The following is a 20856-nucleotide window of genomic DNA, read 5'->3' on the forward strand; positions in this document are numbered from 1 at the left end:
CCCTTCGGCGGGAGAAGAAGTCTCCTGAATCAAAAGGCGTAGCGCAGCGTGGCCTTCACGTCGGCCGGGCGCCCATAGGCAAGCTGATCGTAGAAGCCGATCTGCGAATAATATGTCTTGTCGAAGATATTGTCCGCATTGACCTGCACCGACAACCGCTCCGTCACCGGATAGCGCGCCATCAGGTTGACCAGAGCATAATCGTTGATCTGCAACCGCTCGGGGGCGTTCGTCACCGGGTTGGTGGTGTCGGTATAGCTCTCGCCCTCCCAGTTGACGCCGCCACCGATGGTGAGCCCTCTCAAGCCGCCGCCCCGCACCTCATAGGTGGTGAACAGCCGCAGCAGGCGATCCGGGTAGTTGCTGTTCACCCGCTTGTCGTCGCGATCGCGCACCTTGAACTGGGTATAGTTCACGCTCACCGCCCAGCCCGGCATGATCTCGCCATTGGCTTCAGCCTCGAAACCCGTGCTGCGCGCGCCGTTGGCGGCATAATAGGCCTGGTTGATCGTGCCGGGGATCAGATGACCCGCATCGATCTGCGCCAGATTGTCCTGTTCCACCCGGAAGACGGATAGCGCCGTCTTGAGCCGACCGGCGAAGAAACTGCTCTTCAGGCCCGCTTCGTAATTCTTGCCCGTCACCGCCGGCAAATAGCCGCCATTGCGGTCCTGTGCGTCCTGCGGCTGGAAGATCTCGGTATAGCTGACATAGACCGTGTGGTTGGGCGTCAGGTCGTAGAGGATACCGGCATAGGGGATGAACTCGCCACGCTTGCCGTAATCGGCGACCGTGCCATAGGACAGGCCGTCCCGCTCCCAGGAGGCGAGACGCGCGCCCAGGATCACCTTCAGCGGATCGGCAAGCGACAGGCGGGTCGCCGCGAAATAGCCCCATTGCCTGGTGCGCACGTCCACCACCTGCGATCGGGCGCCCCAAGTCGGTTCTGGGAAGGAGCCGTCCCAGGCGTTGAAATCGCCCACGGCGGCGGCGGGGCTGCCGTCATAGCCATAGAAGTCGAGATTCTGCCGCGCATAGCTGGCGCCCGCGATCAGATTGTGGCGACGGCCCAGCAGCTCGAACGTGCCGGTCAGCCGCGCGGTCAGGTCCAGTTGCGAGAGCCGGCTGTCATAGCGGGCGGGGATGGCACCCATGCCCAGCCCGGTCACGCGGTCGGGCTGTCCGGTCAGGTATAGCAGCCGCATGTCGCCGCTATTCCGGCTGTAATTGCCGTACAGGCGCAGCGTCCAGTCGCGCCCGAAATCCTGTTCCAGATTGACGAAGGCCGTGCGCTGCGTCGAACCCCAGCTCGTCCAGTCCGCGCCGATCGTCTTGGAACGGCGCCAGTCGGTGCGACTGCCATCGGCATACCAGGTCGGCAGGCCACCCCACAGCGTCCCCCGGGGATCGTTGTCCTGATAGCTCGCCCCCGCGCTGAACCGCGTCGATGGCGTCAGGTCCGCATCCAGCACCCCGTACAGCACGACCTTCCGGTTGCCGAGCAGATCGACATAGGAATCGGAATCCTGAAACCGGGCCACACCACGGACGCGGACATTGCCGTCGCGTGTCACCGGGCTGGTGACGTCGGCCTGGAGCAGATAGTCGTTCCAGCGCCCGGCCGAGGCGGTGAACGATCCCGTCAGGTGATCGCTGGTGGCGTGCTTGCGGATGAGGTTGATCGAGGCGGACGGATTGCCCGCGCCGGTCAGCAGCCCGGTCGCACCGCGCACGATCTCGACCCGATCATAGAGCGAAAGGTCCAGTTCGGATTCGCCGGCGCTATAGGCTGCCTGGAATTGCAGCGGCATGCCATCGATCTGATAATTCTCGATATCGAAGCCGCGCGCGGCGAAGACGTTGCGCGAGCTGTCGAATGCCTTGGCCGAAATACCCGCGGCATTGTTGGCGATGTCGGTCAGGCTGCGCAGTTGCTGGTCGTCGAGCCGCTGCGAGGTGACGACCGTCACCGATTGCGGCGTTTCCTGGATCGTCAGGCCAAGGCCCGTGGCGGAATCCAAACGGTCATTGGTGGTGTAGCGGCCGATGACGGTGATATCGTCCCGCTCGCGTGAGCGATCGTCCGTCGTCCGGTCGGCCTGTTCGGTCTCGCGCACCGGTACCGACTGCGCCATCGCGATCGAAGGCACGGCACAACCGACCAGCATCAGCGCCAGCACCGATTGGCAGCCATAGGCCGCCGCAGACACGCCACCCGTCATTGAAACCCCTCTTAATGATATGAACTCGCATTAGCGCTTACTCACATGGGGTCAATGGTGGATTGGGTACATCGCCAACCCGGCAAATTGTAAGGCTCCAGAAGCACCAGCGGCCGCCCTGGCCCTCCGCCCCGACGATCAGGAAAGGCCGGTTTGACGGCGGTCAAAGGCACGTCTCCATCCTCGGGGCACAGCGTTCGCCATGTGGCCCTATCATCCCGACCTGCTCGCCCGGCCCGTGCCGCGCTACACCAGCTATCCCACCGCCGCCGAGTTCGGCGACCAGGTGGGTCATGACGACATGGCCGCCGCGCTCGACACGGTCGGGGCGGACAGCATGGTGTCGCTCTATCTGCATATCCCCTATTGCCGGGCGATCTGCTGGTATTGCGGATGCAACACCGGCGCGGCGAACCGGACGGCGCGGCTGGATGCCTATCTGACGCGCCTGCATGAAGAGATCGACATGGTCGCCGCCCGGCTGGATGAGCGTGGACGGATCGGGCGGATCGCCTTTGGCGGCGGGAGCCCCAATGCCATTGCGCCGGATGCCTTTGCCGCGCTGGTCGCGCACCTGCGCTCCGCCTTTGCCTGTCAGGATGCGCCGATGTCGCTGGAGGTCGATCCGCGCGGTTTCGACCGGGACTGGGCCAGCGTCATAGCCGAAACCGGCGTCACGCGGGTCAGTCTGGGCGTGCAAACCTTCGATCCCGTGCTTCAGGCGGCGATCGGCCGGGTCCAGCCGCATGAGGATATCGTTCGCACCGTCACGCTGTTGCGCGACGCCGGGGTCGGATCGATCAATTTCGACCTGATGTACGGCCTGCCCGGTCAGGACGACGCGGCCCTTGAAGCGACTTTAGCGGACAGCATCGCGCTGGCACCCGAAAGGCTGGCCGTCTTCGGCTATGCCCATGTCCCGCATCTGATCCCGCGCCAGCGCCGGATCGACGCGACCGCGCTGCCCGGTGCGGCGGCGCGCTTCGTGCAAGCCGCACTGGCGCATGAGCGCTTGACGGCGGCGGGCTATAGGGCGGTCGGGTTCGATCACTTCGCGAAGCCGGACGATTCCCTGGCACAGGCGGCGGTCGACGGAACACTGCGCCGCAACTTCCAGGGCTTCACCGACGATCCCGCCGACATATTGATCGGGCTGGGGGCCAGCGCGATCAGCGAATTTCCCGACTGCCTGCTCCAGAATGCGAAGAATGCGGGCGATTGGCACCGGGCGATCGGGGCCGGTCGCTTCGCAACCGCGCGCGGTATCCGGCGGACGCCAATCGACCGGCGGCGGGGCGCGGCGATTGCGGGGGTGCTGTGCCAAGGGGTCGCGGAGACGGACGGCCTGCCGGAGCGCGATGCCATTCGTACCCGGCTCTTCCGCTTCGAGCAGGCGGGATTACTCGGGTGGGAAGGCCACCGCCTGCGCCTGACGCAGGACGCGCTGCCCTATGCCCGCAGCATCGCCGCCGCCTTCGACGCCTGGCGTAGTGCGGACGACAAACACTTCAGCCATGCCGTCTGACCTGCCGCCGCGCTGCGCCGCCTGTGCCGCGCGCGGCATGGCGCTGTGCGACGGGTTGGACGGAGCAGCGCTTGCCGCGTTCCACGATATCGGTCGCCGCCGTCGGTTGGGCATCGGACAGGCCTTTGGCTGGATCGGCGACCCCGCGAGCCATTGCGCCCATCTGGTCTCGGGCGTGCTCAAGATTTCCCGCATGGAGCCGGACGGCCGTGCCCAGACCGTCGGCCTGCTCTACCCCGGCGATTTCGTCGGGACGCTCTTTGCCGACCGCTCCACCGACATGATCGCCGCGCTGAGCGATGCCGATCTGTGCGTCTATCCGCGTCTGGCGCTGGAGGAGATTCTGGTCCGCCACCCCGCCGCCGGGCGGTTGCTGCTGCGCCGGACGATGGCGACGCTGGCCGAGGTGCGGCGCTGGATGCCGATGCTGGCCCGTGCGCGGGCCGAGGCGCGGGTCGCCGCATTGCTCCTTGACATGGCGCGCAGGGGCGGAGCGGAGGGGGACGCGCTATTACGCCTGCCCCTGTCGCGGGCTGCGATGGCGGAGGCGCTGGGCCTGGCGATCGAAACGGTCAGCCGTCACATGACCGCCTTTCAACAGGACGGGCTGATCGCGCTATCCGGCCTTCGCGGGGTGCGCCTGCTCGACCGAGCCGGCCTCGCGATCGTCGCGGGTTAGGCGGCGGACCGGGCCCGCCCGTTCGCCGCCCATTGCCGTTCGCACAGGGCCGACAGCACCGGGCGATGGCTGACCAGGATCATACCCTGCCCCGTCCGCTTCAGTCGCGCAGCCAGCCGTCGCGCGACCTCCGCCGCGACCACGGCATCAAGCCCCTCACCCGGCTCGTCGAGGAGCAGCCAGGGCGCTTCACCCAGATAGGCACGTGCCAACGACAACCGCCGCCGCTCTCCCCCCGACAGCCGCGCCCCATCCTCACCCAGCCATGTGTCGAGCCCCTCGGGCAAGGCGCGCACCACGGTATCGAGCGCGGCATCGTGCAAGGCCTGCCACAGGCGATCCTCCGTCGCGTGTTCATCCGCCAGCCGCAGATTGTCGCGTACGCTCCCCGCCAGCAGGGCCGAATCCTGCGGAGCCCAGGCGAAGGTCGCGCGCAAGGTTACCGGCGGAAGCGTGGCCGCGTCCCGGCCACCGATCATGATTCGACCCGGCGGGAGCGAACGAAGCCCCAGCAATCCCTCGATCAACGTCGTCTTGCCACAGCCGGACGGCCCGGTCAGCGCGATCCGGCTGCCCGGTGAGAAGGCGTTGCCGTCGATGACGAGGTTCGTGTCGAGCGCAACCCCGGGAGCCGGACGCTCCACCTCCACCGCGTCGAACACCGTCTCCAGCCGAGCCTCCGCCTCGCGGAGCCGTCCACTCTCGGTCATCGCGCGCAGAATCGGCGCGATCGCATCGGCCGTCATCGCCGCCGCCAGAGCCGCCAGCGCCGCGATCGGTGCGCCAGCCCCCGCCGACAGGAGCAGCGCCGATGCCGCCGACAGCGCGACGCTCACCGCGTGCAGCGCCTCGAACCGCGCCACCACCGCCGCCTGTCGCTCCTGCGCTTCGGCAAGCCGATCACCCGCCGCCGCGATCCGGTCAGCGGCCCAATCCTCCAGCGCGAAACAGCGGAGTTCCGCCGCCGCGCCGCCCATCGTCGCCACCTCTTCGCGTAAGCCCCCCATCGCCTGTTGCACGGCACGGCCGGGCTGCTCCAATTGGCGGGCCCAGAGTTGCGCCAGGCCGAGCGCACCCGCGACACAGGCCAGCGTCGCGACCATGGCCAGCCATCCGCCGAGCGCGGTCAGCGCCGCCCCCGAGGCCAGCGCCGCCACTCCACCCCAGGGCCCCGAAAGACGGACGAAGCGCCATTCCACCGCGTCGACATCACCGATCAGCCGTGCCGTCGCCTCGCCCCGCCCGAGCGCCAGCGCCACCATGGGCGGCGCGGCGGTGATCGCGCGGTAGAGTGCGGGCCGCAGCCGGGCGAGCGCCCCGAACGCCGCGCCATGGCTCGCCAGCCGCTCGCCATAGCGGGCACCGGTCCGCACGATCGCCAGCAGCCGGATCATGGCGGATGGCAGCATATAGTTGAACGCCTGCGCCGCGACGATTCCAGCGCCCCCCGCCAGTGCGGCGGCGGTCAGGAACCAACCAGAAAGCGCCAGCAGCAGGACCGAGGCGATCGCGACCAGCGCGGCGCAAAGCCCCGCCTGTCGTAACCCGCGGCGCTCCCGCCGACGTTCGGCGGCGATCAACGTGCGTAACGTCATGCGGCCGGTCCCAGATGAACGATGCGCGTCGCGATGGCGGCGAGCGCGGGGCTGTGTGTGGCGATCAGCGTCGTGCGCCCTTGCGCGGCGCGCGCGATGGTTGCGATCAAGGCGGCTTCGGCGGCGGCGTCGAGATGCGCGGTGGGTTCGTCGAGCAGCAGGAAGGGCGCGGGGTTGAGCAAGGCGCGGGCGAGCGCAATCCGTCGCCGCTCGCCGCCGGACAGGCCACTGCCGCGCGCATCCAGCTTCGCGTCCAGACCACCCGACCGGGCCGCGAGCATCGGCCCCAATCCCGCCGCCGCGACCGCGCGCCGGAGCGCCAGCTCATCGGCCTGGGGATGGGCGAGCATCAGATTGTCGCGGATCGTCCCCGCGATCAGCAGCGGATGCTGGCCCGCCCAGCTCGCCTGTCCCGCCAGCGAGACCAGAGGGACACCGCCCGCCTCGATCACACCCGCCGATAGTGGCGCCAGCCCTAGCAGCAGGTGCAGGACGCTGGTCTTGCCGCTACCCGAGGGGCCGAGCAGCGCCACCGTCTCGCCCCCCTCGATCCGCAGCGACAAATGCGAGACGGCGGGGGCATCGCTGCCCGGATAATGAATGGCGACATCGTGCAGGACCAAGGGAGCCGTAATCCGAACCGAGGGCACAGGCTCCGGCTCGGCCAGGGGCATCAGCGTATTGGCGGCCGTCTCCGCCGCCTGCTTGTCGTGATAGGCGGCGGCCAGGCGGCGCATCGGTGCATAGAATTCGGGTGCGAGCGCCAGCACGAAAAAGGCTTGGGCGAGGGTCAGCGTTTCGGGCGCGGCGAAGGGCAGCAGGCCGAGCAGTGCGAAACCGCAATAGACCGCGACCAGCGCGACCGACAGCGCGGCGAAGAACTCCAGCGCGGCGGACGACAGGAAGGCCACCCGCAGGACGCGCATGGTCCGCTCGGCCAGTTCCTGCGCCGCCGCGCCGATCGCCCCGGTTTCGCGGGCCTCGGCGCGGAAGGCCAGCACGACCGGCAGGCTGCGCACCCGGTCGGCGAAGCGGGCCGACAGGCGGTGAAGCGCGACGAACTGCCGCCGCGACTCGTCCGCCGCCGCGCCGCCCGCCAGGATCATAGCGGCCACGAACGGCAACAGGGTGCCTGCGAGAATGGCCGCCGCCACCCAGCTGGCACAGGCGGTCGCGGCGAGGACCAGCATCGGTGCGATAGTGGCGGCCCGGCGTGCGGGCAGGAACCGCGCGACATAGCCGTCCAGCGCCTCGACCGCATCGACGGCTTGTGTGGCAACCAAACCGCTATCGGCCGGGACACCCGGCTTTCGACGCAGCGAGGCGGTCACGGCACGAAGCCGCTGCGCCCGCTTGACCGTCCCCGCCCTCGCTGCGCCCCGCCGAATGGCCAGCATCGCGAACGATCCGCGCAAGCCCCCCATCCCCAGCATCAACAAGGCCCAGGGCAGCACCGCCCCCTGCTCCGTCACCGCCGTCACGCCCCCCGCGATACCGACGGCGAAACCGACCGCCGCCAGCGTGTCGAGCAGCAACAGGCCCGCCACGCCGTCGCGCCGCCCGGCCGCATCCTTCAACCAGCGGTGACGCGTCCTGGGCGTCGGGGGAACATGGGCGATCGTCGTCATGTCCCGACCGTCTCCCGGACCGGCCCTCCCGTCTTTGACCGCGGTCAATGTCGGCACGGGTGCGCGGGCCTAGCGAATCGGGCAAGGGGCCGGGGGGCGGCTCCTTTTATGGAGACATGCTATGGACCCCGGCGTCGTCGACCTGTCGCGGCTGCAATTCGCCGCGACCGCCTTGTATCACTTCCTGTTCGTACCGTTGACTCTCGGCCTGTCGATGATGCTGGTCATCATGGAATCGGTCTATGTCATGACCAACCGCCCGGTGTGGCGCGTCACGACGCGCTTCTGGGGCAAGATCTTCGGCATCAACTTCGTGCTGGGCGTCGCCACGGGCCTGACCATGGAGTTCCAGTTCGGCACCAACTGGTCCTATTTCTCGCATTATGTCGGGGACATCTTCGGCGCGCCGCTGGCGATCGAGGGGCTGATGGCCTTCTTCCTGGAGGCGACGTTCGTCGGGCTGATGTTCTTCGGCTGGGACCGGTTGTCGAAGCTCGGCCATCTGATCGTCACCTTCATGGTCGCGCTGGGCACCAATTTGTCGGCGCTGTGGATCCTGATCGCCAATGGCTGGATGCAGAATCCGGTCGGCGCCAGCTTCAATCCCGATACGATGCGGATGGAGGTCGGCGATTTCGGCGCGGTGCTGTTCAATCCGGTCGCCCAGGCCAAGTTCGTCCATACGGTCAGCGCGGGCTATGTCTGCGCTTCGGTCGTCGTGCTGGGCGTATCGGCCTTCTGGCTGCTCAAGGGGCGGTTCCTGCCCGTCGCGCGCCGGTCGATGACGGTGGCGGCGGCGTTCGGCCTCGCCTCCTCGCTGTCGGTCGTCGTGCTGGGCGACGAGAGCGGCTATGCGCTGACCGACAATCAGAAGATGAAGCTCGCCGCGATCGAGGCGGTCTGGCACACCGAGCCCGGCCCGTCCGGCCTGACCCTGTTCGGCTATCCCGACACGGTGGCGCGCGAGACGCGCTACAAGGTCGAAATTCCCTGGCTGCTCGGCCTGATCGCGACGCGCAGCCTGGACGGCACGGTCACCGGCATGTCCGAACTGGTGCTGAAGGCGCAGGAGCGCATCGCCTCGGGCGTGATCGCCTATGATGCGGTCCAGCGGCTGAAGAGCAATCCGCAGGACATGGGCCAGCGCGCCCGGTTCGAGGCGCACAAGCGCGACCTGGGCTATGCCTTGCTGCTCAAGCGACAGATGGCCGACCCGCGCACCGCGACGCCGCAACAGATCGAGGCGGCGGCCTGGGACACGGTGCCCGATGTCGGCCTGCTCTTCTGGAGCTTCCGCATCATGGCGGCGATCGGCTTTGCGATGATCGCACTGTTCGCCACCGCCTTCGCCTTGTGCTCGCTCAGGATGCACATGAATGCGCGCTGGTTCCTGAAACTGGCGGTGGCGGCGATCCCGTTGCCCTGGATCGCGATCGAACTGGGCTGGCTGGTCGCGGAACTGGGGCGTCAGCCCTGGGCGATCGAGGGTGTGTTGCCGACCTTCCTGGCGACCAGCTCGCTGACGCGCGGGGCGCTGTGGACGACGCTGGCGGGCTTCACCCTGCTCTATGGCGCGCTGGCGGTGATCGAGGTGCGGCTGATCCTCGCCGCCATCGCGCACGGGCCGGAGGAACGCGACGACCAACCGGCACCGGGGGAAATCCCCGCCGCCATTCCCGTCACCGCCTGAAGAAAGGGACTGGGACATGTTCGACTATGAGATGTTGCGCCTGATATGGTGGGCGCTGCTGGGTGTGCTGCTGATCGGCTTCGCGCTGACCGACGGGTTCGACCTGGGGGTCGCGGCGCTCCTGCCCTTCGTCGCGCGGAACGATGCCGAGCGGCGGATGGTCATCAATTCGATCGGGCCGACCTGGGAGGGAAACCAGGTGTGGTTCATCCTGGGCGGCGGCGCGATCTTCGCCGCTTGGCCCTTCGTCTATGCGGTCAGCTTCTCGGGCTTCTACCTCGCGATGTTCCTGGTGCTGGCCGCGCTGATCCTGCGGCCGGTGGGGTTCAAGTATCGCAGCAAGCGGCCCGATCCGGCCTGGCGCACCCGGTGGGACTGGGCGCTGTTCGTCGGGGGACTGGTGCCCGCGCTCGTCTTCGGCGTCGCGGTCGGCAATGTGCTGCTGGGTGCGCCGTTCCGGCTCGATGGCGATCTGCGCGCCTTTTACGACGGCACGCTGCTCGGGTTGTTCACGCCCTTCACCCTGCTCTGCGGCCTGTTGTCGGTGGCGATGCTGGTGCTGCACGGCGCGGCATGGCTGTCGATCAAGGTCGAGCATGGCCCCGTCCATGACCGGGCGCGGGCGTTCGGAACGGTGGCGGCGATCGCCTCCATCCTGTTGTTCGCGGGCGGTTTCGCCTTCGTCGCCTGGGGCGATATCGGCTACCGGATCGTCGGTGCGGTCGATCCGCTGGCACCGTCCAACCCGCTGCGCATGACGGCGGAACGGGCGGGCGGCGCGTGGCTGACCAACTATGCCCTCTATCCCTGGATGATGGCGCTGCCCGTCATCGGCTTTGTCGGAGCCGCGCTGGCACTGGTCGGGATTCGGAGCGGGCGCGAGGCCCTAGCCTTTACCGGGTCGTCGCTCGCCGCGACGGGCATCATCGCCACGGTCGGCTGTTCGATGTTCCCCTTCATCCTGCCGTCGAGCATCGACGTTCACAGCAGCCTGACGGTGTGGAACGCCTCGTCCACGCAAAAGACGCTGGGCATCATGCTGTTCGTCACCATCGTCTTCCTGCCGATCGTGCTCGCCTATACCGCCTGGGCCTACCGGGTAATGTTCGGGCGCGTGACCGGCGATGCGGTGCGCACCAACCCAGACTTTTACTGAAAGGCCCCCGCCATGTGGTATTTCTCCTGGGTCCTCGGCCTCGGCCTCGCCCTTGGTTTCGGTATCCTCAACGGCATCTGGCACGAATTCCACCTGCCGGTCGAAGATGACGTGTCGCCACCCCACTGACAGATAGGACAATCCGTCCGACGACAAGGGATCATGGTCTTGCTATAAGGCAAGGCCATGATCCCGAACGACATCTGTGCCGATTGCGCGGTGCGCGACCGCGCCTTGTGCGGCAGCCTGGACGACCGGGAACTGACCGCGCTCAACGCCATCGGCCAGCGCCGCCAGGTCGCGCGCGGCCACACCATCGCCTGGGCGGGCGACGAAGCGGTCGTCTGCGGCAACCTGCTGTCCGGTGTGCTCAAGCTGGTCGCCGCCACCGCCGATGGGCGTGAACAGACGGTCGGCCTGCTCTATCCCGCCGATTTCTTCGGACAGCCCTATGCGGGCGATGTCGACTTCACCCTGACCGCGCTGACCGAGGCGGAACTCTGCGTCTTTCCCCGCGCCGCCTTCGAGCGGGTGCTGGAGGATCACCAGCGCATGGAGCGCCTGCTGCTCCAGCGGACCTTCGAGTCGCTGAACGAGGCGCGCGGGCGGATGCTCGTGCTGGCGCGCAAGTCGGCGGGGGAGAAGCTGGCGGGCTTCCTGCTCGACATGGCGGCACGGGCGGGGGCCAGCGGATGCCGGGCCAGCCGCGACGGGCCGGTGACCTTCGACCTGCCGCTGACCCGCGGCCAGATCGCCGATGTGCTCGGCATGACGATCGAAACGGTCAGCCGCCAACTGACCCGGATGAAACAGGGCGGCCTGATCGGCTTGCCCGGCGGCCGCGCCATCACGATCAGCGACCGCGAGGCGCTGGCCGCACGCGCCGAGGCTGCCTAAGCCGCCAAACTCTCCGCCAGCGCATCGACCAGCAGGCCGCGCGCCTCCGGGGTCAGGCGATGCCCGGCCAGCGCGATGATGACCAGTTGCTCGAAATCGACCGCGCGGCGACACCCGGTGAAGAAGCTGCGCAGCATATGGCCCAACGTCTCGGGCGCGGCAAAGGCATCCGCCTCGCCAAAGGCCGCGACCAGTTCGCGCGCCGCCGCCGCATCGGCCTCGTGCCGGTGCCGGACATGATCGAGCAGCGTGTCGATCAGCGGATCGTCATGCCCGTTCGACAGCATCGCCTCCAGATAGGCGCCATCCGCCTGCTCACCCCGCGTCACCAGCGTTTCCAGCGCTTTCAGGAACAGGGTCATGGCCGCCCCCTCGGGGCGATCGGGCAAGCCATCCGCCATCGCCTCCGCCTGTCGGCACAGGAGCAGGCGACGACGATGTTCCTGGAGCAGGCGGATCAGGTCGATTTCCTGAATGACGTGCCAGCGACGTGCGAACGGCACGACGCTGCCTTGAAGCGGGTTGCGGTCCATCATGGGTCGTCTCCTTCGCCGCCCAGGTGGCGACGGACGGCGGTCCACGCATTGACGATCGTCAAATCGTGCACCTCGCCCTTTTTGACCATGGTCAAGGCGCGGGTCGGCGGCGGCGCCCATCCCTGCCCCATCATCATCCGACAGGAGAAGTTCCCATATCCGAAGTGACGGACGGGATGATCCTGGTCGCGATCCCGGCGCCGGGGTTGAGATAGAGGGTTCTATGGTCCTCGACCTGACGGTATGAAATCGCGGCGGGCGTCGGCTCTGCCCCTGCCCGCCAGCGTTGGAGAAGCAATGACCGACCGTATCGCTTGTGCCGCCCTTCATTCGCGTATCACCGATGCCGACACCGCCGCCGCGCTGATCCGTCCCGGCGAGACAGTCGCGACCAGCGGCTTTACCGGGTCGGGCTATCCCAAGATGGTGCCGCAGGCGCTGGCCCGGCGGATGGCGGCGTCCCATGCCGAGGGGCGGCCCTTCCGCGTCAATCTGTGGACCGGCGCGTCGACCGGCCCCGAGCTGGACGGCGCGCTGGCGGCGGTCGACGGCATCGCCCAGCGCCTGCCCTATAGCGGCGACCCCGTGGCCCGCGAAAAGATCAATCGCGGCGAGATCGACTATCTCGACATGCACCTCAGCCAGGTCGCGCCGATGGCCTGGGAGGGCGTGCTGGGGACGCTCGACACCGCGATCGTCGAGGTGTCGGGCATCCGCGCCGATGGCTCGCTGATCCCCTCATCCTCGGTCGGCAACAACAAGACTTGGGTAGACCGGGCGGCCCGCGTCATCCTGGAGGTCAATCGCTGGCAGGACGCCGCGTTGGAGGGGATGCACGACATTTATTACGGCACCCGCCTGCCGCCCGATCGCGTGCCGATCCCGCTGGTTCGGCCCGACGACCGGATCGGCACGCCCTATCTGACCTGCGATCCCGACAAGATCGTCGCCATCGTCGAGACCGAGGCGCCCGACCGCAACCTGCCCTTCGCCGCGCCCGACGATACCGCGCGCGCCATCGCCGGGCATATCATAGAATTCCTGACCCATGAGGTGTCGCGCGGACGCCTGCCGCCCGCGCTGCTGCCCATCCAGTCGGGGGTGGGCAATATCGCCAATGCGGTGCTGTCCGGCCTGGTCGACGCGCCGTTCGAGCCGATGACCGCCTATACCGAGGTGATCCAGGACGGCATGCTCGACCTGCTCGATACGGGCAAGCTGCGCATGGCGTCCGCCACCGCCTTCTCGCTCAGCCCGCAGGCGGCGGCGCGGCTCAATGCGAACATGGCCGCTTACCGCGACCGCATGATCCTGCGCCCGCAGGAGATCAGCAACCATCCCGAACTGGTCCGCCGCCTGGGCTGCATCGCGATGAACGGACTGATCGAGGCGGACATTTACGGCAACGTCAATTCGACGCTGGTGATGGGATCGCGCATCCAGAACGGCATCGGCGGGTCGGGCGATTTCGCGCGCAACGGCTATGTCTCGATCTTCATGACCCCTTCGACCGCCAAGGGCGGCAAGATTTCCGCCATCGTGCCGCAGGTCTCGCATGTCGATCACATCATGCAGGACGTGCAGGTGATCGTGACCGAGCAGGGCCTGGCCGATCTGCGCGGCCTGTCCCCGCGCCAGCGCGCACGGGCGGTGATCGAGCGCTGCGCGCATCCCGATTACCGCCCGATGCTCGCCGACTATGCGATGCGCGCCGAGGGCGGTTCCTACGGCCTTCATGCGCCCTCGCTGCCCGCCGAGGCGCTGTCCTGGCATCGTCGCTTCATGGAAACGGGGACGATGCTGCCGGGTTGACCCACGTTGGGCCCGCGAGAGGGAAAGGCGGCCGGGGAATCATCCCCGGCCGCCGCTTCGTCAGAACTTGAAGCCCAGGCGGGCATAGCCGAACTGGCCCGGCAGGTCATAGGTTGTGGGATCGAACCCGCCACAGCTCAGACAGTCGGGCGCGCGCTGACCCAGGATGTTGTTGACCCCCATGGTCAGGGTCAGCCGCTGCGACAGCCAGGGCATGGTCCAGCCGACCTGCGCGTCGAGATAGAGGATCGGCTTCATCTCGCGATTGTCATAGGCGGGCTCGGTGACCTTGCCGATATAGCGGCCGGTCAGCGAGGCCAGGAACGTCTCGCTCGACCAGTCGATCGTCGCGGTGCTCTTGAAACGCGGATAGGCCTGGTCGCCGCGCTCGGTGCCCTGGCGTTCCAGCGTGCTGCTGCCGGTCGCGGTGGGCAGCGTGGTCGAATATTCCAGCAGGACATTGCTGGCCCAGTTCAGGCCGAACGTTCCCGCCCCCACGCGCGGGCTACGATAGACCAGGGTGATGTCGATCCCCTCGCTCTTCAGCGAGGCGATATTCTGGAGCAGGCCGCGGATCTGGGTGATCTGGCCGCTGCCCGTCGCGGAACGGGTGATCGCGCCGCAGCTGACCGCATCGCGCTGGTTGATGCAGTTGGCCAGCAGCACGTCCGCCCCGATCGAGGCGATCGCGTCGTCCACCTTGATCGTATAGTAATCCGCCTCCAGGCTCAGCTGGCTGGCGAAACCGGCGTCGCGCGCCCAGGCAGGGCTATAGACCCCGCCCAGCACCCAGCTTTCCGACTTTTCAGGCTTCAGTGCGCGGTTGCCACCGGTCAGGACCGGCAACTGCAACCCGTTCTGGACGTAATTGACCGGCACGCCCAGCGCGACGCAGTTCTGCCGCACCGTGCTGTTCGCGGGCAGGCTGGCAAGGCCCGAACAGGGATCGATGACCGTGCCGTCGAAGCGCGACGGCGTGCCGAACAGCTCGCCGATGCTGGGCGCGCGGAAGCCTTGCGCCCAGGTGCCGCGCAGGCGCAGATCCTCGAACGGTTTCCAGCTGAGACCGCCCTTCATCACCGTGCGGTTGCCGCTGGTCGAATAGTCCGAATAGCGCGCCGCGAACGACCCTTCGAGCAGGCGGAAGAAGGGCACGTCCTTCAGCACCGGGATGCTGAGTTCGCCGTAGACCTCGTTGACGTCGAACCCGCCCGAGCTGGGCTGCGCGGGAATGTCGGAGCCCAGACCCGCCGCGACGATGGCATCCGGCTGGAAAGAACCCGTCTGGCGGCGGAACTCATACCCCGCCGCCAGGCCCAGCGGCCCGGCAGGCAGTTGGAACAGCGTGCCGGTCAGGTTCAGCGTGGCGTCGGTCATCGTCTGTTCGGACCGGTCGCGCTGGGTGAAGGTGACATAGTCGATCATCGCCGGGGTGATCGACCCCTCCCCGCCGAAGATATTGAACGGCACGCACGCGCCGGTGCAGTTCGCCACCGGCCCCAGCGCCAGCGCCAGGTTGGCGGCGTTCACATTGCCGTGCGCCACCTGCTTGGCATGGTTCTCGGCATAGATGAGGTTGGCGTCCCAGTACCAGGTGCCCTGGCCGATCGCGAACTGCCCGTCCAGCGTGCTGGACATGTACATGGTGTCGACCCGCTGGCTGTAATGGCGCGGGCCGTTCTCGACGAAGCGACGCCCGATAAAGCCGTAATTGGCGGGCGTGCCGTTATTACCCGCGCTCAGCGTCACGCCGAACGGGTTGAACGGATTGGTGCGGTCGATCGAGATGGTGTCGAGCAGATTGCCGTTGCCCGCATCGGGGCCGACGAACAGCGGAAGCGGCGCCGCCTGGTTGTCGGAGGTACGGCGGTTGTAGATCAGCTTGGTGCTCAGCCGGACATTGTCCGCGAGTTGGCCGGTGAAGTTGACGAAGGCACCGAACCGCTCCTGCGGGGTCAGCAGATAGTTATAGGGGCGGAAATTGAACCGGTCGGCGACGGTAAAGGACTTGAAATCGCTGTTCGCACCGGTCGGGTCCGACAGATCGAAGCGCGGCCGGGTCAGCGGATTGCTCTTCAGCGTCAGGTCCATCCCCTCGCCCGTGACGGGGTTGTTGATGATGAACCGGCCATTGGGCGTGCCAGAACTGCAACTGCTGGAACAGGCGGTCGCGCCCGGATCGGGGAAGGCGTAATAGGGGCGGTCGCCCGCAAAGACCGAGCCCTGGTTGATGTAATTGGCGCCCGCGACGACCGAGACGCGGCCGTCCTCCGTGCGATGGCCCCAGCTCAACTGGTAATTCTGGGTGACGCCGTCGCCCTTGTCATATCCGCCGAGCTGGGCGGTGGCGAGGAAACCGTTCTGCCGCTTCTTGGTGATGATGTTGACGACGCCCGCGATCGCGTCCGAGCCATAGATGGTCGATGCGCCGTCGCGCAGTACGTCGACGCGCTCGATCATGCCGTCGGGAATGGCGTTGAGGTCGACCGCGCCGGGAATGCCGCTGGCCGCACTGCCGTTGATGAAGCGCAGGCCGTCGACCAGCACCAGCGTGCGGCGGCTGCCCAGATAGCGCAGGTCGATCTCCGCCGACCCGGCGCCCACCCCGCCGCCATCGGGCGGATTGCCGTTATTGCCCGAACGGTTGAAGCGGGAATTGAGGCCGCCCGCAGCCCCCGGCAACCGTTGCAGCACATCGCCGATCGAGGAAAGGCCGGTCCGCGCGATATCGGCGCCGTCGATCGCGGTCAGTGGCGCGCTCTGGTCCAGCGGACTGCGGCGGATGCGCGATCCCGTGACGACGATGGTATCGTCGCCCGACGGAGTGTCGTCGCTGGCGGTCGTACCGGTCGTGCCGGTGGGTCCGGTCTGGGCGTGCGCCTGCCCCGCCAAAACGAGCGAGCCGATGGCCGCGCCGGTCAGCGCCCATCGCCGCATTTGGCCCGATAGATATGCCATGATTTTCCCCCTTTTTTATAGCGTGATGCAACTCCTGTTCCTGCTGCGGACGTTGGCGACCTCTGACGGGTCGCCTTATGTGATGATGGGTTGGCCTATGCGTCGAGCATCGACGATGCCGTCAGTCGAGCGGCGATCGGGACGGCGGCAGGCGCCATTCGCGCCGTGCGTGATTCGGCCTTTGACGGCATCGAATACGACACCGTGCGGAGGTTGAACCCAGGCGAATTTGCTCGGCTACCACTAGGCCAGAGCTCTGCACGGAGTTCATCGTCATCGACCCTTCACCCCCTCGGACGTGCCAGACCACTTATGGTTGGGGTGTATACGGTATGATATCCCTTCTACTGTCAAGGGTGAAATACGCAGTTTGGCGGAACGCACTTGTTGGGGACCAACAGGCGTTGAAGAGTTGGCTGGATCGATGTGCAATGCGACGATGGTAGTGCGGCAAGACACAGAAACGCTTACCATCCGCAAATTCTTCTGCAAATCAAATAATTGAAAATAGTATGATTTTTAATTACTATTTTATTATCGCACTTCATCCACCATAGTTTTTAGATATTCGTTAAATCCACCTTTGGAATAGCACGCCTTACCGCGTCATCAAAGGAGTTTTAAACTTGACAAATCTTCCTAAACTTGGGGAAGTTATTAGCATGGAGGAATTTAGCCTACCTCCTCACCGCTTCAAATCCACTATTAATCACATTACGTTTACTTCTTTAGCGTCTTTTACCCTGACAGCGGGTGTCACCTTTGCGATCCCAATTGCTGCAAGCCATAGATATCTCGTAACTAACATTGCCATAATATCTTTGATCATATCGATCTTGGCATATGCCATACTGATATCGATTTTCATCGTTGATGGCCTGCGATGCCTTACATTAAAGAAGTCGAAGCTTTGCGACGAAGTAGAAGCCACAATGTCTCGAGAGCAGGGGATAATCGACATGCTCGTGGAGAAGGGCTCGTTGCTCGATATCCAACGTGACGTGACCCCCGTTTCTTCATCCAACTGGAAGTAGAGACCGTCTCCTTAAAGGGACGGACGGAATGAAGCGGAAGCAGTTTTCGGAAGAGCAGATCATCGGCATCCTGAAGGAGGCCGAGGCGGGTGCGGTGGTGACGGAGCTGTGCCGCAAGCACGGGATGTCGAGCGCGACTTACTATGCGTGGAAGGCGAAGTTCGGCGGCCTGGAGGTGTCCGACGCAAAGCGCCTGCGGTCGCTCGAAGAGGAGAACGCCCGGCTCAAACGGCTACTGGCGGACACGATGCTGGACAATGCGGGGTTGAAAGACCTGCTGTCAAAAAAGTGGTGACGCCCGCCGCGAAGCGGCAAGCGGTCGCGCATCTCCAGGCGACGCTGGGGATGAGCGAGCGGCGGGCATGCACGGTCGTTGGGGCAGACCGCACGAGCATGCGGTATCGCTCGTGCCGGGCGGATGATGGCGACCTGCGGTCGCGGCTGCGCGAGCTGGCGCAGCAACGCCGACGGTTCGGCTATCGGCGTCTGCACATCCTGCTGCGCCGGGACGGCATCACGATCAACCGCAAGAAGACCCAGCGGCTCTATCGTGAGGAGGGTTTGACGGTCAGGCGCCGGAAGGGACGAAGGCGCGCCACAGGCAGCCGTGCGCCCGCGTCAGTGCTGGCGCTTCCCAACCAGCGCTGGAGTCTGGACTTCGTCCACGACCAGCTCGTGACCGGCCGTCGGTTCCGCGTGCTCAACATCGTCGATGACGTCACGCGCGAATGCCTTCGGGCGGTGGTGGACACGTCGATCTCGGGCCGGCGGGTCGTGCGCGAGCTGGCCGATCTGATCGCCGAGCGTGGCAGGCCGAAGATGATCGTCAGCGACAACGGGACCGAACTGACGTCGAACGCGGTGCTCGCCTGGTCCGGCGATGCCCGCATCGAGTGGCATTACATCGCGCCGGGCAAGCCCACGCAGAACGGGTTCGTCGAGAGCTTTAACGGTCGCATGCGCGACGAGCTGCTCAACGAGACGCTGTTCTTCACCATCGGTCAGGCCCGCTCGATTCTGGCCCGCTGGGTCGACGACTACAACAACGAGCGTCCGCACTCCTCGCTCGGCTACGCCACTCCGGCAGCCTTCGCTGCCGGGCTCGAACAGCAACGGGCGGGGTTAACCCCGCCCGTTGCTTCACCTGCGCTTATGCGCGAAAACCACGGTCGGTCTCTGGTTGCCGCTGGATGAAAGACCGGGGTCACGTCAAACGCTATGATCGCCGACTGGCCTTCGAACTCAAGATCATCGATCAACGCAAGGCGGGGATCGCCATTTTGGCCGGGTTGGGCGCTGCGGCCATCGCACTGGCCCCGTCACTTCCCCTTGGCGGTTTATCGATCAGCGAGGCCCTGAAGGCCGGCGTACCGGCTCTTCTTTTTGGTGCCGGGATAGCGGGGATCCAGCAGCATGACTTCAGCCTGCGCCTCCACCGCGTGAACTTTGCCTTTTCCGAGGCAGAACGCTTGCTACGATCCCGAGAGGCGAATTCTGCCGCCCCTGCCCCCACTGGAATTATGCTTCCCACCGCAGCGCCTCGAATGGCAGCAGAAGCACCGACTCCCTCGAAAGGCACACCCCAAGCGGTCGCGCCGGGTCGCAGCGGGTAACCGCTCGCCCTTCGCGCCCGAATTGGCCTCGACTACCTCCCCGGCCGCCCCGGACGACGCGCCGCCGTGTGTATCGGACGAACTGGCAGCCCCGGGCGACCCAACACCGTCCGCGTCGGACGCACAGCTTCCCTCATGTCCGGACGGGCGCCCTGTTCCGCCAGCCTCGACATCATGCGACCCGGACGACTTGCCGATCCCGAAGGCCGCGCCACCGATCCCCGCCAGCGTCGAGGCACCGTCGATCAGCACCTCCGAATAGCTCTTCGTCATCCAGCGCCGCTTTCTGTAGAGCTGTGGTCACGCAAGAGGCGGGAGACCTCGCGCCCTTCACCGCCTCCTCGAATGCTTCCCGGCCGCCGACCGCTTTCACCGCTGCGCGGAAGGCGGGATCGTACTCGTAGACATCCTCGAAATGCAGACGCTCGGGAGTATCCGGGCCGTAGCGACCGAGCGGCGTCACGGTCGCGTTATTCTGCGTCTCGATCCGCGCGGCCACGGTCGCGCTCGCGGCATCCAGCCCCGCGCCCGACGCCACCGCCGCCACCAGCGTCGACACCAGCGCATCGCGCGCCTGGCCTGCCGACTGGCTCAACGGCTGGCCGTCCTTGTCCGTCGACGGCGTCGGGCCGCTCTTCAGCAACTGGTTCAGCACCACCGCCGAGGCCGCCCCCATCGCCCCCGCCGAGCAGTTCCCCGTGCCGCCCGCCGCCTGGCCCGCGCAGCCCACCACCGCCTGTAGCGCCGCACGCGCCGCGCTGTTCTCCGCCGCGCTGCCGCCCAGTTCGTCCGCCAGCGCCTTCACCTGCTGCGTCGCCAGACCCTGCAGCACGTTCACCGCCGAGGCCTGCACCAGACCGCCCAGCGAGCCCGTCGCATCGCCGCCCGCAGCGCCCGATACCGCCGTCGCCACCAGACGCGCCGTGCTCCCCGGGCCATAGGCCTCGTGAAGCTTCTCCGCCTGTCTGGTATAGTCGTCCGCAGCCTGCGCATCACCGCGCTGCCTGGCCTCTTCAGCCTGCGCCTTCAGCCGGTCCTCCTCGCGCGCCCTGGACGCGAAGAACGCGCTCGTCTCCGTCACCAGAACCTGCGCCGCCTGGAAACCCTGCGCCACCTCCGCCCGCGTCGCATCGGTGAACTGGCGGATCAGCGCCCCGTCATTGGCCGCCCCCGTGTCGCGCGAGATCGTCGCCGCCACCGACCGGCTCGCCGCGTCGCCCGTAACCTCGATCGTCCCCGCCCCGATCGCCGAGCGCACGGACAGTTACACGCCGGTCGCGGCAACTAAGTACGCGCCGATCATCGCATCGGTCATTTAAACAGTAGGCATATGACGGGCGCTGGTTACATTAGCGCTACCCAAGAAACTCAGGCTACTTGCTGGATATAGTCGTAAACCTGCTGATATCGGCGACGTGTGCCGGGACTCCCAAGCCACCTCTCCATCATTGTCTGCGCATAATCTTTGCGTTGACTCACTAGTGCAGCGGCAACAACCCGCATCCCCTGAG

16 protein-coding genes are annotated in these 20856 nt (G+C 66.6%); 9 read left to right on the forward strand and 7 right to left on the reverse strand.

What is annotated here, in order from left to right; all coding sequences use genetic code 11:
• Window positions 1–29: 29 nt before the first annotated feature.
• Window positions 30–2210, reverse strand: coding sequence for a TonB-dependent siderophore receptor (locus tag QE379_RS19265; protein ID WP_307002933.1), 2181 nt, complete (start codon window positions 2208–2210; stop codon window positions 30–32).
• Between the two features lie 214 nt (window positions 2211–2424).
• On the opposite strand from QE379_RS19265, the gene hemN reads away from it, so the two are divergent.
• Window positions 2425–3747: an oxygen-independent coproporphyrinogen III oxidase gene (hemN, locus tag QE379_RS19270; RefSeq protein ID WP_307002934.1), complete on the forward strand. Its 1323-nt coding sequence runs from the start codon at window positions 2425–2427 to the stop codon at window positions 3745–3747.
• A complete protein-coding gene (locus tag QE379_RS19275) occupies window positions 3737–4426 on the forward strand; it encodes a Crp/Fnr family transcriptional regulator (protein WP_307002936.1) in 690 nt (229 codons plus the stop codon). The genes hemN and QE379_RS19275 overlap by 11 nt, the downstream gene beginning before the upstream one ends.
• Here the strand turns inward: QE379_RS19275 and QE379_RS19280 are convergent.
• Window positions 4423–6021: an amino acid ABC transporter ATP-binding/permease protein gene (locus QE379_RS19280; RefSeq protein WP_307002938.1), complete on the reverse strand. Its 1599-nt coding sequence runs from the start codon at window positions 6019–6021 to the stop codon at window positions 4423–4425. The genes QE379_RS19275 and QE379_RS19280 overlap by 4 nt on opposite strands.
• Window positions 6018–7649, reverse strand: coding sequence for a thiol reductant ABC exporter subunit CydD (gene cydD / locus QE379_RS19285; protein WP_307002940.1), 1632 nt, complete (start codon window positions 7647–7649; stop codon window positions 6018–6020). The genes QE379_RS19280 and cydD overlap by 4 nt, the downstream gene beginning before the upstream one ends.
• A 121-nt stretch (window positions 7650–7770) precedes the next feature.
• On the opposite strand from cydD, the gene QE379_RS19290 reads away from it, so the two are divergent.
• The 4 genes from QE379_RS19290 to QE379_RS19305 are packed head-to-tail and all read left to right on the forward strand — an operon-like array spanning window position 7771 to window position 11392.
• Entirely contained in the window at window positions 7771–9339 is a 1569-nt protein-coding gene (locus tag QE379_RS19290) for a cytochrome ubiquinol oxidase subunit I (RefSeq protein WP_307002942.1), read from the forward strand.
• Between the two features lie 16 nt (window positions 9340–9355).
• On the forward strand, window positions 9356–10495 hold the full coding sequence (gene cydB / locus QE379_RS19295; RefSeq protein ID WP_307002944.1) for a cytochrome d ubiquinol oxidase subunit II: 1140 nt from the start codon (window positions 9356–9358) through the stop codon (window positions 10493–10495).
• A gap of 12 nt (window positions 10496–10507) precedes the next feature.
• Window positions 10508–10624: a cytochrome bd-I oxidase subunit CydX gene (gene cydX / locus QE379_RS19300; RefSeq protein ID WP_307002946.1), complete on the forward strand. Its 117-nt coding sequence runs from the start codon at window positions 10508–10510 to the stop codon at window positions 10622–10624.
• Between the two features lie 57 nt (window positions 10625–10681).
• Entirely contained in the window at window positions 10682–11392 is a 711-nt protein-coding gene (locus QE379_RS19305; protein WP_307002948.1) for a Crp/Fnr family transcriptional regulator, read from the forward strand.
• Here the strand turns inward: QE379_RS19305 and QE379_RS19310 are convergent.
• Window positions 11389–11928, reverse strand: a complete 540-nt coding sequence (locus tag QE379_RS19310; protein WP_307002949.1) for a hypothetical protein — start codon at window positions 11926–11928, stop codon at window positions 11389–11391. The genes QE379_RS19305 and QE379_RS19310 overlap by 4 nt on opposite strands.
• A 297-nt stretch (window positions 11929–12225) precedes the next feature.
• Here QE379_RS19310 and QE379_RS19315 point away from each other — a divergent pair, with 297 nt between their 5' ends.
• Entirely contained in the window at window positions 12226–13740 is a 1515-nt protein-coding gene (locus QE379_RS19315) for an acetyl-CoA hydrolase/transferase family protein (RefSeq protein ID WP_307002950.1), read from the forward strand.
• Between the two features lie 60 nt (window positions 13741–13800).
• On the opposite strand, the gene QE379_RS19320 is transcribed toward QE379_RS19315, so the two are convergent.
• Both QE379_RS19320 and QE379_RS19325 read right to left on the reverse strand, forming a co-directional pair.
• Complete coding sequence (locus tag QE379_RS19320; RefSeq protein ID WP_307002952.1) at window positions 13801–16698, reverse strand: TonB-dependent receptor domain-containing protein; 2898 nt, start codon at window positions 16696–16698, stop codon at window positions 13801–13803.
• A 709-nt stretch (window positions 16699–17407) separates the two neighbouring features.
• Window positions 17408–17566, reverse strand: coding sequence for a hypothetical protein (locus QE379_RS19325; RefSeq protein ID WP_307002954.1), 159 nt, complete (start codon window positions 17564–17566; stop codon window positions 17408–17410).
• Window positions 17567–17760: 194 nt separating this feature from the next.
• Here QE379_RS19325 and QE379_RS19330 point away from each other — a divergent pair.
• Window positions 17761–18926, forward strand: a protein-coding gene (locus tag QE379_RS19330) for an IS3 family transposase (protein WP_373461696.1) whose coding sequence is annotated in 2 segments (ribosomal slippage) — window positions 17761–18022 and window positions 18022–18926 — 1167 coding nt in all. Because the reading frame shifts where the segments join, the coding sequence is not laid out codon by codon here.
• Complete coding sequence (locus tag QE379_RS19335) at window positions 18923–19345, forward strand: hypothetical protein (RefSeq protein ID WP_307002956.1); 423 nt, start codon at window positions 18923–18925, stop codon at window positions 19343–19345. Before QE379_RS19330 ends, QE379_RS19335 begins: the two co-directional genes overlap by 4 nt.
• A gap of 172 nt (window positions 19346–19517) precedes the next feature.
• On the opposite strand, the gene QE379_RS19340 is transcribed toward QE379_RS19335, so the two are convergent.
• Window positions 19518–20603 carry a hypothetical protein gene (locus QE379_RS19340; RefSeq protein WP_307002958.1) on the reverse strand — a complete coding sequence of 362 codons (1086 nt, stop codon included), beginning with the start codon at window positions 20601–20603 and terminating at the stop codon, window positions 19518–19520.
• Window positions 20604–20856: the final 253 nt, after the last annotated feature.

The organism is Sphingomonas sp. SORGH_AS_0879 (genome assembly GCF_030819175.1).
Taxonomy (GTDB): domain Bacteria; phylum Pseudomonadota; class Alphaproteobacteria; order Sphingomonadales; family Sphingomonadaceae; genus Sphingomonas.

Coding starts and splice junctions, on each gene's coding strand:
- QE379_RS19290 (WP_307002942.1), top strand. CDS start 7,771: ATGGACCCCGGCGTCGTCGACCTGTCGCGGCTGCAATTCGCCGCGACC.
- cydB (WP_307002944.1), top strand. CDS start 9,356: ATGTTCGACTATGAGATGTTGCGCCTGATATGGTGGGCGCTGCTGGGT.
- QE379_RS19335 (WP_307002956.1), top strand. CDS start 18,923: ATGAAAGACCGGGGTCACGTCAAACGCTATGATCGCCGACTGGCCTTC.
- QE379_RS19320 (WP_307002952.1), bottom strand. CDS start 16,698: ATGGCATATCTATCGGGCCAAATGCGGCGATGGGCGCTGACCGGCGCG.
- QE379_RS19280 (WP_307002938.1), bottom strand. CDS start 6,021: ATGACGTTACGCACGTTGATCGCCGCCGAACGTCGGCGGGAGCGCCGC.
- QE379_RS19305 (WP_307002948.1), top strand. CDS start 10,682: ATGATCCCGAACGACATCTGTGCCGATTGCGCGGTGCGCGACCGCGCC.
- QE379_RS19275 (WP_307002936.1), top strand. CDS start 3,737: ATGCCGTCTGACCTGCCGCCGCGCTGCGCCGCCTGTGCCGCGCGCGGC.
- QE379_RS19315 (WP_307002950.1), top strand. CDS start 12,226: ATGACCGACCGTATCGCTTGTGCCGCCCTTCATTCGCGTATCACCGAT.
- QE379_RS19310 (WP_307002949.1), bottom strand. CDS start 11,928: ATGATGGACCGCAACCCGCTTCAAGGCAGCGTCGTGCCGTTCGCACGT.
- cydX (WP_307002946.1), top strand. CDS start 10,508: ATGTGGTATTTCTCCTGGGTCCTCGGCCTCGGCCTCGCCCTTGGTTTC.
- hemN (WP_307002934.1), top strand. CDS start 2,425: ATGTGGCCCTATCATCCCGACCTGCTCGCCCGGCCCGTGCCGCGCTAC.
- cydD (WP_307002940.1), bottom strand. CDS start 7,649: ATGACGACGATCGCCCATGTTCCCCCGACGCCCAGGACGCGTCACCGC.
- QE379_RS19325 (WP_307002954.1), bottom strand. CDS start 17,566: ATGAAAATCGATATCAGTATGGCATATGCCAAGATCGATATGATCAAA.